Source organism: Nocardiopsis changdeensis (genome assembly GCF_018316655.1).
Taxonomy (GTDB): domain Bacteria; phylum Actinomycetota; class Actinomycetes; order Streptosporangiales; family Streptosporangiaceae; genus Nocardiopsis; species Nocardiopsis changdeensis.
Window position 1 is genome coordinate 6,161,017 of the sequence record NZ_CP074133.1, and the last position, 12,317, is coordinate 6,173,333.

Sequence of the window (12,317 nt, forward strand, 5' to 3'; positions counted from 1 at the left end):
GCCCGCACCTGAGAGCGACCCTCCCCCGCCGAGTTCGGCGAAGCGCCCTCAGCGTAGCCACAACGTGTTCGAGGACGCAGCACCTGTCACCGGATCGCAACCGGCCGCGCGGTCCCGCTCCTCCGTCAGGGGCGGGGGCCGTCGGCCTCGTCGGGGCCGGCCTCGTAGGTGATGCCGTACAGGTCCTCGGAGTCGTCCTCGGCGGCCCTGCGGCGCCACAGGCGGGGGCGCTCGGCCCGGCGGGCGCGGCGCTCCTCGCGCTTGCGCTCCCTGTCCGCGGCCCTGGCCGCCCGGGCGGCGGCCCTGGCCTCGGCGCGCTCGGCCCGCTCCCGTTCCTTGCGCTCGCGCTCCTCCTCCGCGGTGGGCCCGGCCGTCGCGGCGTCCTCCGCCGGGGCCTCGGGCGCCTCCTCGACGGCGACCCCGCCGCCCTTGTCCTCCCGCGGGCGCAGGGGGGTGACCGTGGCCAGCCCCTCGCCCACAGGGACGTCGGCGGGCAGCTCCACCCGCCCGGCGCGCTCGGCCTCCGGCTCCGGGGCGTCCCCGGCCGGGGCCCCGGCCGTCGCGGCGGTCGCAGCGGTCGCAGTGGTCGCGGCCGCCGGGGAGCGGCGGGTGTACCACCAGTTGGCGACCCACGCCGCGATGGCCGCGGCCACCCCCACCTCCAGCGCGGCCACGAGCCCCACCTGCCAGGCGGACGGGCCCACGTCCGACAGCCGGTGGCCGCCCAGGGACCCGCCCGCCAGCTCCCCCAGGGCGGCGCACAGCAGCCCGGTGGTCACCCCGCACACGAACCCCCACAGCGGCGCGGCCTCGCTCACCACGTCCGGCGCGCTGCGCTGGGTCAGCACCCCGCCCACCGCCCCCGCGACGAACGGCACCGCCAGCGCCGCCAGGGACAACACCGGCGCCGCCCCGTTCTCCGGCAGCGCCGCCAGCATGGGCAGCAGCGGCAGCGGCCCCACCGACACCCCCGTCGGGGCCACCACCGTCATCTCCCCCACCGCGAACCCCGGGCCCAGGGCGTAGCAGACCGCGAACACCACCGCGTTGGGCAGGTAGGCGAGCTGGATGAGCAGCAGCAGCAGGCCGCCCACCCACCCCGGGGCCAGCAGCCGCGTGGTCTCGACCGCCTCGGGCAGGCTCACCGCCAGCGCCACCAGGAACAGCAGGAACCCGCCCGCCAGCAGCGTCCCGGTGGAGGCGAGCATCCCCACCAGCAGCGACCGCGACCGGGCGGGCATCAGCCCCAGCAGGTCCCTGGCCACCACGCCCTTGTCGCGCATCAGCTGGCGCAGCACCCCCAGCCCCCCGGCCAGGAACGCGATGACGAACCCCATGAGCAGCGCCCGCGGCATGCTCGGCTCCACCGTGTCGGTGCGGGCCAGCAGCGCCAGCGTCCCCGCGATCGCCGCGTACGGCCCGGCGATCGCGATCGCCGCCCGGTGTACGTGCCGCAGCCGGGCGATCTCGCAGTTGCGCGCCACCCACCGCCCCGACCGGTACAGCAGCAGCCCCGGCAGCAGCACCAGGCCGATCGGGAGGAGGCTGATGTCCCCCTCCGGCACCGAGAACGACACGTGGTGGCCCACCAGCCAGGCCAGCACGGCCCCCTGGAGCAGGTCGACGATCTCCTCGCCGAACGTGTCGTGGGGCGCGGCCACCCACCCGACCATGGTCAGGGTGACGATGACCGCCAGGCCGATGCCCGCGGCGGTCGCGGCCGCCACGCCCCCGGTCGAGTAGACCGGGCGCGGCGCTTCCGCGGTTCCCGTGCGGCGGGCTGGGTCGGGGGGTGATCCTGGCGTGCTCACCCGACTTATGCTGCCAGGGACCGGATTGCTCCGCGCCATCCCCGCCGCGCGTGTCGTGCTTCCCCGTCCCCGCGGGACCGTTCCGGAACCCCCTGGCCGGTACGTCCGTCATACGATGGAGAAGCCGGTTCCCCCGCTCGAACGGACGAAGATGACAGGCCCGGATCCCGCCCCCTACCGCCTCTCCGACGGCGAACGCGACGAGGCGCTGGAGTCCCTGCGCACCGCGTTCCAGGAGGGCCGGCTGACCGTCGACGAGCACGAGGAGCGCTCGGCCGCGGCCCTGCGCGCCGTCACCGGCAAGGACCTGGTCCCGCTGTTCGAGGACCTGCCCCCGAACCTGCACCCGGGCTTCCTGTCCGCCTCCGCGGCGGTCGTCCCCGCTGCGGACGGCGAGGGGCCGGTGGACCTGGCCGAGACCGGCCGGTCCGTGGCGAAGAAGAAAAAGAAGGACGACGACAACCTGTCGTCCATCATGGGCTGGGGCGGGTTCCTGCTCTTCGTGTGGGGCCTGCCGACGTTCATCTCCGGCAACGTCACGGCCATCTCCGTCTTCCTGGGCTTCTTCTGCCTGCTGGTGGTGCCCGGCCTCATCACCTCCCTGGCCCGCCGCCGGCGCCGCGGGGGCGGCCCGGGCGAGATCACCCGCGGCTGAGCCGGGGGCCGGGGGCGGCTCGGCGAAACGGCGGGCCGGGCCCGGAACGGCGGCCCCGGCGTGGCCGGGTCCGGGAACGGCGACGGCCCCGCCCGCGCCCGGAGGCGCGGTGCGGGGCCGTGACGACCTGAGCGGCTAGAACAGCTCGCGCACCAGCTTGGCGGTTTCGCTGGGGGTTTTGCCGACCTTGACGCCGGCGGCCTCCAGCGCCTCCTTCTTCGCGGCCGCGGTCCCCGAGGAACCCGACACGATCGCGCCCGCGTGCCCCATGGTCTTGCCCTCGGGCGCGGTGAACCCCGCCACGTACCCGACCACCGGCTTGGACACGTTCTCCCGGATGAACGCCGCCGCCCGCTCCTCGGCGTCCCCGCCGATCTCACCGATCATCACGATCACGTCGGTGTCCGGGTCGGCCTCGAACGCCGCCAGCGCGTCGATGTGCGTGGTCCCGATGATCGGGTCCCCGCCGATACCCACCGCTGAGGAGAAACCGATGTCGGCCAGCTCGTACATCATCTGGTAGGTCAGCGTCCCGGACTTGGACACCAGCCCGATCCGGCCCGGCTTGGTGATGGTCGCCGGGATGATGCCCGCGTTCGACTGGCCCGGGGTGATCAGACCCGGGCAGTTGGGGCCGATGATGCGGGTCTTGTTGCCCTTGCTCTGGGCGTAGGACCAGAACTCGGCGGTGTCGTGCACCGGCACGCCCTCGGTGATCACCACCGCCAGGCCGATCCCGGCGTCGATCGCCTCGATCACGGCGTCCTTGGTGAACTTGGGCGGCACGAAGATCACGGTGACGTCCGCACCCGTCTTCTCCATCGCGTCGGCGACGGTGCCGAACACCGGCACCTCGGTGCCGTCGAAGTCCACCGACTGCCCGGCCTTGCGCGGGTTGACCCCGCCCACGATGTTGGTGCCCGAGGCGAGCATCCGGCGGGTGTGCTTGGTGCCCTCCGACCCGGTCATGCCCTGGACGAGGACCTTGCTGTCCTTGGTGAGGAAGATGGCCATGGTGTGTTGCTCCCTGCTACTTCGCCGCGAGTTCGGCGGCCTGCGCGGCGGCGCCGTCCATGGTGTCGACCTGGCGCACGGCCGGGTGGGCGCGGTCGGTGAGGATCTGCCGGCCCAGCTCGGCGTTGTTGCCGTCCAGCCGCACGACCAGCGGCTTGGACACGTCCTCGCCCCGGCCCTCCAGCAGCTCCAGGGCCTGCACGATGCCGTTCGCGACCGCGTCGCACGCGGTGATGCCGCCGAAGACGTTCACGAACACGCTCTTGACCGAGGGGTCGCCCAGGATGATCTCCAGGCCGTTGGCCATCACCTCGGCCGACGCGCCGCCGCCGATGTCGAGGAAGTTCGCGGGCTTGACCCCGCCGAACGCCTCGCCGGCGTAGGCGACCACGTCCAGGGTGGACATGACCAGGCCCGCGCCGTTGCCGATGATGCCGACCTCACCGTCCAGCTTGACGTAGTTGAGGTTCTTCTCCTTGGCGGCGACCTCCAGCGGGTCACCCTCCTCGGGAACGGCGAGGCTCTCCAGGTCCTGGCGGAACTCGGCGTTCTCGTCCAGGGTGACCTTGCCGTCCAGGGCGACGACGCGGCCGTCCTTGGTGAGGATGAGCGGGTTGACCTCGACGAGCGTGGCGTCCTTGCCGACGAAGGCCTTCCACAGCTTGGCGATGATCTCGGCGGCGCCCGCGGCGGCGGCCTCGGGGAGGCGGCCGGCCTTGGCGATCTCCGCGGCGACGGCCTCGGGGGCACCGGTCAGCGGGTCGATCGCGATCTTGGCGACGGCGTCGGGGTTGGTCTCGGCGACCTCCTCGATCTCCATGCCGCCCTCGGCGGAGCAGATCGAGAGGAAGTTGCGGTTGGCCCGGTCCAGCAGGAAGGAGAAGTAGTACTCCTCCGCGATGTCGGAGGCCTCTTCGACCAGGACACGGTGGACCGTGTGGCCCTTGATGTCCATGCCGAGGATCTGCTCGGCCTTGGCCTGGGCGTCCTCGGGGCCCTCGGCGACCTTGACGCCGCCGGCCTTACCGCGGCCACCGGTCTTGACCTGGGCCTTGACGACGACGCGGGGCTTGCCCGCGGCGGCGAACTCGTCGGCGATGGCACGCGCCTCGGCGGCCGTGCTCGCCACCTTCCCCTGGGGTACGGGAATTCCGTACTCTGCGAAGAGTTGCTTCGCCTGGTATTCGAACAGGTCCACGAGGGTCCGTCCTTGTAACTCGCTGGCTCAGGATGTCTACCGGGGTGGCCTGGTCCGGATCCGGCTCACCACCGCGTGTCACACGACGCGGATGCCCCGAACGGGGGACGAGCCGACTACAGGGATCGAGATCGCCGCGGCGTCTTTAGCCACCCGCGACATGCGCAAAGCTTAGTCGCCTGAAATCCGGCCGCCGGACACCGGGGGCGCGTTGGCTGCGCCGCCCGCACCGGTGATCGCGGCGCAGGCGGCTCTCGAAAGCCCCCCGATGGGAAAATCTGTGACGAGCGCCACGGCCTATAACACTGTGAACGAGACGAAAGTCCTGGATCCCCACGTTATGGGCATGCGACCAACGTCACGTCGCGATGTCACGCCGCGGCGACACGACATGACACGTCACGGTTCAGGCGGCGTGCGCGGGCCGCACGTTCTCCTTGACCCACTCCGCGATCTCCGCCGTGGGCGCGCCCGGTGTGAAGATCTTCGCGACCCCCAGGCGCTCCAGCTCGGCGATGTCCTCGTCGGGGATGATCCCGCCGCCGAACACCCGGATGTCCTCCGCGTCGTTCTCCTTGAGCAGCTCCAGCACGCGGGAGAACATCGTCATGTGGGCGCCCGAGAGCACCGACAGCCCGATCGCGTCCGCGTCCTCCTGCAGGGCGGTCGCCACGATCATCTCGGGCGTCTGGCGCAGCCCCGTGTAGATGACCTCGACACCGGCGTCGCGCAGCACGCGGGCGACGATCTTCACTCCACGGTCGTGTCCGTCGAGCCCCGGTTTGGCGACGACGACCCGTGCTGCACCTGCCATGGTCCAACCCCTCACGGCCCCTCGTGAGGGCCCTTGTGCGAGAACGCTGCGAAACAATCCGATGCCCTGAAGAGTAACCCAGGTCACTTGAGGTGACGGGGCGCGGGGACGGGTATCGTCCGGAACATGGCACAGCAACAGGAACTCGACTCGCTCGGCACCGACGAACTGCGCGAGCGCGCCGTCGAACTGGCGCGCAAGAAGTGGGACCTGCGCTTCTTCTGGAAACTCCTGGGGCTGATCCCCGCCGCCGAGGCGATCGCCGGCAACCGGGAGGCCAGCGAGGCGAGTGTCGCCCAGCTCTCCGGGTTCGTGTACGAGGCCCTGTCCGCCGAGAACGACCCCAAGGTCCAGGAGGCCCTGCGCCCCGTGTACATCGAGTACCTCAGGGAGCATTCGGAGGAGGCCTGAGCAGAGGCCTGAGCACAGGGGGTGCGAGGGCGCGGGCGCGGTTCGGGAGGCGTCGGCACGGCGGGCCGGGAACACCGGAAAGGCCGGGCGGGCCGGGGACGCCGGGAGGGCCTGACCATGATGTCCGAAAACCGCCGGTCCGGGTCCCCGGGATCGGCGAGTATGGATCCCGTGATGGACGATGAGCAGCGCTACCGCGCCGTACACGGCAGGGACTCCCGGTTCGACGGGATGTTCTACACAGCGGTGCGCACCACCGGTGTCTACTGCCGTCCCAGTTGCCCGGCGCGCACCCCCAAGAGGCAGAACGTCGACTTCTACCCGACGGCCGCCGCCGCCCAGGAGGCGGGCTTCCGCGCCTGCAAGCGGTGCCGCCCCGAGCTCACCCCCGGCTCGCCCGAGTGGAACATCCGCGCCGACGTGGTGGGCCGCGCCATGCGGCTCATCCAGGACGGCGCCGTCGACCGCGGCGGCGTGAGCGAGGTCGCGTCCTCGGTCGGCTACAGCGAACGCCAGCTCAACCGGCTGCTCACCGCCGAACTCGGCGCCGGGCCGCTGGCGCTGGCCCGCACCGAGCGGGCGCGCACGGCGCGCACGCTGGTGGAGACCACGGACATGCCGATGACCGACATCGCGTTCGCCGCCGGGTTCTCCAGCGTGCGGCAGTTCAACGAGACCATGCGCGCGATGTTCGACCGGGCTCCCACCGAGATGCGCGGGCGCACCGTGCGCCCGGGCTCGGACACGATCACGCTGCGCCTGGCCTACCGGGCGCCGTTCGACCTCGACCGCACCCTCGCCTTCCTCGGCGCCCGAGCCGTCCCGGGCGTCGAGGAGTTCCACGGCGGCGTCTACCGGCGCACGCTGCGCCTGCCGCACGGCCCCGCCACCGCGGAGCTGTCCGCGGGCACCGGGCACGTGCTGTGCCGCCTGCGCCTGGCCGACACCCGCGACCTGATGGGGGCGGTGCGCCGCTGCCGTCGCCTGCTGGACCTGGACGCCGACCCGCAGGCCGTCGCCGAGACGTTCGCCGGCGACCCCCTGCTCGGCCCGCTGTCCGCCCGCTTCCCGGGGCTGCGCTCCCCGGGCCACCCGGACCCGGCCGAACTGGCCGTGCGCGCGGTCCTGGGCCAGCAGGTGTCCGTGGCCGCCGCCCGCACGCTCGCGGGCCGCCTGGTCCTGGCGCACGGCGACCCCCTGGCCCCGGAGCTGCGCACCGGCGGCCTCACCCACCTGTTCCCCGCCCCCGCGGCGCTGGCCGCGGTCGACCCGGAGGACCTGCCGCTGCCGCGCACCCGCGCCGCCACCCTCACCGGGCTGGCCGCCGCCCTCGCCTCGGGCGGGGTCGACCTGGGCCCGGGCTGCGACCGCGACGACACCGAGCGCCGCCTCCAGGAGCTGCGGGGCATCGGGCCGTGGACCGCCGCCTACGTGCGCATGCGCGGCCTGGGCGACCCGGACGTGTTCCTGGGCACCGACCTGGGCGTGCGCAAGGCGCTCACCGGCGGGGCGCCGGCCGGGGGCACCGGTCCCGGTCCCGACCCCGACGACAAGGTGTGGAGCCCCTGGCGCTCCTACGCCACCCACCTGCTGTGGGCCTCACTGTGAGGGCGCCGGACATGGACGCGGGCGTGGATACGGGCACGGCCCCGGCGATCGGGCCGGCCATGGAGACGGACGTGGACCCGGAGACCGAACCGGGCGTGGACGACGTGGATAGAGACGTGGATACGGACATGGACATGCTGCCCCTCGACATCGAAGTACCGGAACCGGCCCGCGCCGCCGCGGTCGTGTTCAAGGACCCGACACCGGGCCCGACCCGGTTCACCACCATGGACTCGCCCGTCGGGGAGCTGACCCTGTACGGCGACGGGCAGGCCCTGGGCGGTGTGCTCACCCCGGCCAAGGACGGGAGCTCCCGCCACGTGCCCGCCGACTGGGTCCGGGAGGACACCGGCGTGCTCGCCGACACCGCCGACCAGCTGCGCGCGTACTTCGCGGGCACGCTCACCGAGTTCGACCTGCCCCTGGCTCCCGCGGGGACCGAGTGGCAGCGGCGCGTGTGGACCGCGCTGACCACCATCCCGTACGGCGAGACCGCGAGCTACGGGGAGCTGGCCCAGGAGCTGGGCCGGCCCACCGCGTCCCGCGCGGTCGGCATGGCCAACGGGCGCAACCCCATCAGCATCGTGGTCCCCTGCCACCGGGTGATCGGGGCGGACGGGACCCTCACGGGGTACGCGGGCGGACTGGAGCGCAAGAGGTTCCTGTTGTCCCTGGAGGCGCACGGGGCGTGAGCGGAGCCCTGGAGGGCCGGGCTTCTCGAAAAGCGAAGCTCCTCCCCTTGTCTACGTGTGGGCGTCTGGTTACTCTGCGGTAGCCGCGGTCCTGAGGTAGGACCACAGGCGCGGCCGGGGCCGTGACACCGTCCCCGGCCACCGTCGAACCCCGCTCGCTCACCCCCACAAGGAGAAGCGTTGACGCCCCCCACCCCCCGTTTCCTCGGCCTGTCCACCCTCGCCCTCACCTGTGCGGCCGCCCTGGTCGCCACCGCGGGCACCGCCCAGGCCGCGCCCGCCCCCGCGGCGCCCGAACTCGCCGCCGCCGACAACGTCGAGATCCTCGTCGAGCCCGAGGTCTCCGCCGAACTGCCGGGCGTCCGGGGCTCCGGGAGCGCCGAGGAGCCGCTCGCCGACGCGGTCGTCGCCGACGTCCTGGCCGAACAGGGCGCGGGCATCGCCGCCCTCGACGCCCAGGACAAGGACGTGCGCGTCGACATCCGCGAGGCCTCCGACGGCTCCGCGTTCGGCGTCGCCATCGTCGCCGTCCCGGTCGGCTCCGAGGAGGCGCCGGAGGCGTGGCTGTTCGCCGCCGACCACACCGCCCAGGGGTGGGAGGTGGGGCTGGAGGGCAGCGCCGAGTTCTCCGACATCCTCGGCGGCTCCGACCTCCTGGACGCCGAACAGCGCGAGGCCGTCGCCACCGCCACCGACCCCGAACAGGACGTCACGGCCGCCACCTACATCGGTGTGGGGCTGCCGTTCGCCATCGGCACCTCGATGATCATGACCGGCGGCCCGCACGGCTGGGGCTCCGGACGCCCGTACAGCTCGGTGGACTTCGCCGGCGGCAACGGCCAGGCGCGCGCCGCCCGCGGCGGGTACGCGTACAGCCTGTGCACGGGGTGGACGCGCGTCATCCACGACAACGGGTACTCCACGGACTACTACCACCTCGAGAACTACCAGTGGCTGCCCGGCAACAACGTCGGCGTCGGGCACTACCTGGGCACCCAGGGCAACAGCCTCTGCGCGGGCGGCTCCACCACCGGCGCCCACATCCACTTCGGGCTGAGGGCGTACACGGACCCGAACGCCGCGGGCTGGTACGTGCCGCTGCACGGCCGCACCCTGGGCGGCTGGACCTTCGTCGAGGGCGCCGCCTACGGCGGCTACGTGTACCGCAACGGCGTCGGGACGGTGTACCCGGGCGGGTCGGTGTACAACTACGGCTTCTAGCCCCAGGGGAGGCCCCCGGCCCGGATCGGCAGGCCTCCCCCACCACCGGTCCGACATGAACGAGGAACACCGCAGCCCTCGTCCCACCAGGCCGAACCAATGATCTAGCCCCCCTTTATCATTGATATCTAGGGGGGCTAGATTTATTCTCATGGTCAAAGGGATGAAGCGGCGACAGGTCGAGCAGGCACTCGGCAGGCACGGGTGCGTACAATCCCGGAACTCCGGCAGAGGCAATCACGAGAAATGGATCTGCCCGTGCGGAGAGCACCGAGCGATCATCCCCGACACGGTGAGCTCTCCCCAGGAGTCATCGCCGACACGATCAAACGCATGAAGTGCCTACCGGAGGGGTGGCTCCAGTGAAGACTTACCAGGTACACGCCAAGCGGTGGGACCGCGGCTGGGAGCTCCACATCGACGGCGTGGGTGTCACACAGGCCCGCCACCTCACCGAGGCGGAGGAGATGGCCCGTGACCACATCGTCATGGCCCTCGACCTCGACGACGACACGTTCACCGTGGTCATGGAAGACATCCAGGTGGACGCCGAGATCGACGCGCTCTCCACACAGGCCCGCCAGGCCCAGCGCGAAGCCGAACGCATGCAGCAGGAGGCGGCCCGGAAGATCGGGTGCACGGTCACCAAACTGCAAGGACGCGGCTTGAACAACCGGGAGATCGCCCGCTATCTCAAGATCTCTCCACAACGGGTCTCCCAGATCTCCTCCCGCCAGAAGAGACCGGCGGACCGGCACGACCACCTGTGATCTCACCTGTTCCCCTCCCGCTCCCTCCTGAGCCGTACCCGCGACCGGGTGCCTACCCGTACCTTTCAACGCTGTGGTGGGTGGCGGGTGTGTCTGTCGGGGGCCGAGGCACGGTCGGAAGGCGGATCGTCTCCTTCGGCGCCGAGGGGTCGGGGTGGGCGTTCCCGCCGCCCCGGACACATGAGGATGGGGGCCACAGGTGGCCTCCCGCCCGGGCCCGGGAGTCGCTCACCCACTTGGAGCCCTCAGCCCCCGCCGGAGGGCGACGCGGGGCCTTCGCCCTAGGGGGCAAAGGCCGTGGGAGGCTTCCCGCCCCGGCTCCGGGGGTGCCCCTATGCCCTTTCAACGTTGTGGTGGGTGGCGGGTGGGTCTGTTGAGGGCCGAGGCACGGTCGGAGGGCGGATCATCTCCTTCGACGCCGAGGGGTCGGGGTGGGCGTTCCCGCCGCCCGGACACACGGGGCGGGGGCCGCGCGTACCTGCGGGCCCCGGGCCCAGGGGGTCGCCCACCCGGCCGGGGCCCTCAGCCACAGCCGGGAGGTGAACCGTTACCTCCGCTCCAAGGGGTGAAGGCCGCGGGAGACTTCCCGCCCCGACCCCAGGGGGTTTCCCACCTGACCGGAGCCTCAGCCACCGCCGGAAGGCGAACCGCCTCCTGCTCCGCAGGGGGTTTCCCACCTAACCGGGGCCCTTGGCCACAGCCGGAGGGCATCGCTGGGCCCCCGCCGCAAAGGGTGAAGGTCGCAGGCGGCTTCCCGCCCCGACCCCAGGGGGTTTCCCACCCGGCCGGGACCTCCGCCCCAGCCGGAGGGTGGACCGCTTCCTGCGCTCCAGGGGGTTTCTCACCCGACCGGGGTGGCCCGCCATAGCCGTGTCAGGCCAGTGGGGTGCCCGGCCATAGGGGGTCTTCGCCGAGGTAGTTGTAGGTTTCCAAGAGGCCGGCCGCTTGGGGTGGGCGGTCCGCGCCGGGTGGGCCCGGCCCCGGCCGCAGTCGGCGCACGGCAGACCGCCAGGGGGAATCGTTGGGCGCGCGTGGCGGGTGGTGGGGGTGTGACTGCCGGAGCCGGGTGCACGCGGAGCGCGCACACCCGCACCGCCTGGAAAGGTTGGGGGCGCCGACGGACGTGAGGGCGCTCCACGCTGCCGCCTACTCCCGCGCGTGACCGCGGTACGGACGGGAGCGGGGGTGAAACCCGCACGCACCCGCAGCTCCCAAGCCACAGGGGGTATGGGAAGGCATAACCGCAACCCCCGCCCCAGGGGGTGTCGCCGCACGTACCCGCGACCCTAGCCCCAGACCGGGCACAGGGCCGCGACCTCTGCCCCAGGGGGTGTGGGAAGGAGAGACCGCGACCCCCGTCCCAGGGGGTGAAAGCGGTACGTTCTCGCGGCTCCGGCCACAGCCCGGGCACAGGACCGCGCACCTCCGCCCCCGGGGTTGAAGGCCGCGCGTTCCCGTGGCATCAGCCAGAGGGGGGGTTGGGGAGGCATGACCGCGACCCCGGCCACAGCCCGGAGGAGAAACCGGAAACCTCCGCCCCAAGGGGTGTTGCCGGAGGTGTCCGCCGACCTGTGCCACAAGGGGGGTGCAGGGAGGAGGAACCACCACCCTCGCCCTACGGGGGTGAGGCCCGCACCCGACTCCCGGCCCCGACCCACGGCACGGAAAGGCGTTCGCGGCACGCACCCCGGGGGGCAAGGCCGCGGTTCTGTTCCCGACCTGGGGCTGAGGCCGCGGGCCTTGGCGGCGAAACCCCCCATGGCGAAGGCCGCAGGCATGCCTCCCCACACCCCCTGGGTCCTGGGTCCCGGTCATGCCTCCCTGAACCCCCTGCGGTGGAGGCCGCGGTTCTTCCTCCCCAACCCCCCTCTGGCTGATGCCGCGAGCACCTACGGCTCTCACCCACGGCGGCTGAGGTGCGCGGTCCGGTGCCCGGTCTGGGGCCGGGGTCGCGGGTACGTGCGGCTTTCACCCACGGCGGCTGAGGTGCGCGGTCCGGTGCCCGGTCTGGGGCCGGGGTCGCGGGTACGTGCGGCTTTCACCCACGGCGGCTGAGGTGCGCGGTCCGGTGCCCGGTCTGGGGCCGGGGTCGCGGGTACGTGCGGCTTTCACCCCCGGCGGCT

The 12,317-nt window shown here is 72.7% G+C and carries 10 protein-coding genes; 6 read left to right on the plus strand and 4 right to left on the minus strand.

The window, feature by feature from the left end:
- Positions 1-125: 125 nt before the first annotated feature.
- A complete protein-coding gene (locus tag KGD84_RS27670) occupies positions 126-1,811 on the minus strand; it encodes a cell division protein PerM (protein ID WP_478354363.1) in 1,686 nt (561 codons plus the stop codon).
- A 151-nt stretch (positions 1,812-1,962) separates the two neighbouring features.
- Between KGD84_RS27670 and KGD84_RS27675 the strand changes: the two genes are divergently transcribed.
- Positions 1,963-2,466: a DUF1707 SHOCT-like domain-containing protein gene (locus KGD84_RS27675; protein ID WP_220563277.1), complete on the plus strand. Its 504-nt coding sequence runs from the start codon at positions 1,963-1,965 to the stop codon at positions 2,464-2,466.
- A gap of 135 nt (positions 2,467-2,601) precedes the next feature.
- Here the strand turns inward: KGD84_RS27675 and sucD are convergent, their stop codons facing one another.
- From sucD to KGD84_RS27690, 3 genes are all read right to left on the minus strand, one after another.
- A complete protein-coding gene (sucD, locus tag KGD84_RS27680; protein WP_220563278.1) occupies positions 2,602-3,480 on the minus strand; it encodes a succinate--CoA ligase subunit alpha in 879 nt (292 codons plus the stop codon).
- A 16-nt stretch (positions 3,481-3,496) separates the two neighbouring features.
- Positions 3,497-4,678, minus strand: a complete 1,182-nt coding sequence (gene sucC / locus KGD84_RS27685) for an ADP-forming succinate--CoA ligase subunit beta (protein ID WP_220563279.1) — start codon at positions 4,676-4,678, stop codon at positions 3,497-3,499.
- Positions 4,679-5,084: 406 nt separating this feature from the next.
- Entirely contained in the window at positions 5,085-5,492 is a 408-nt protein-coding gene (locus KGD84_RS27690) for a coenzyme B12-dependent isobutyryl CoA mutase small subunit (RefSeq protein WP_220563280.1), read from the minus strand.
- A gap of 126 nt (positions 5,493-5,618) precedes the next feature.
- Here KGD84_RS27690 and KGD84_RS27695 point away from each other — a divergent pair, with 126 nt between their 5' ends.
- The 5 genes from KGD84_RS27695 (at position 5,619) to KGD84_RS27715 (ending at position 10,194) form a co-directional block, all read left to right on the plus strand.
- Positions 5,619-5,903 (plus strand): hypothetical protein, encoded by a 285-nt coding sequence (locus tag KGD84_RS27695; protein ID WP_220563281.1) that lies wholly within the window; start codon positions 5,619-5,621, stop codon positions 5,901-5,903.
- A 174-nt stretch (positions 5,904-6,077) separates the two neighbouring features.
- A complete protein-coding gene (locus tag KGD84_RS27700) occupies positions 6,078-7,511 on the plus strand; it encodes an AlkA N-terminal domain-containing protein (protein WP_277615494.1) in 1,434 nt (477 codons plus the stop codon).
- Between the two features lie 128 nt (positions 7,512-7,639).
- Positions 7,640-8,203 (plus strand): methylated-DNA--[protein]-cysteine S-methyltransferase, encoded by a 564-nt coding sequence (locus KGD84_RS27705; protein WP_277615514.1) that lies wholly within the window; start codon positions 7,640-7,642, stop codon positions 8,201-8,203.
- A gap of 180 nt (positions 8,204-8,383) precedes the next feature.
- Positions 8,384-9,424, plus strand: coding sequence for a M23 family metallopeptidase (locus tag KGD84_RS27710; protein ID WP_220563283.1), 1,041 nt, complete (start codon positions 8,384-8,386; stop codon positions 9,422-9,424).
- Between the two features lie 362 nt (positions 9,425-9,786).
- The gene (locus KGD84_RS27715) at positions 9,787-10,194 is read left to right on the plus strand and encodes a hypothetical protein (protein ID WP_220563284.1); all 408 of its coding nucleotides are present in this window, start codon (positions 9,787-9,789) and stop codon (positions 10,192-10,194) included.
- Positions 10,195-12,317: the final 2,123 nt, after the last annotated feature.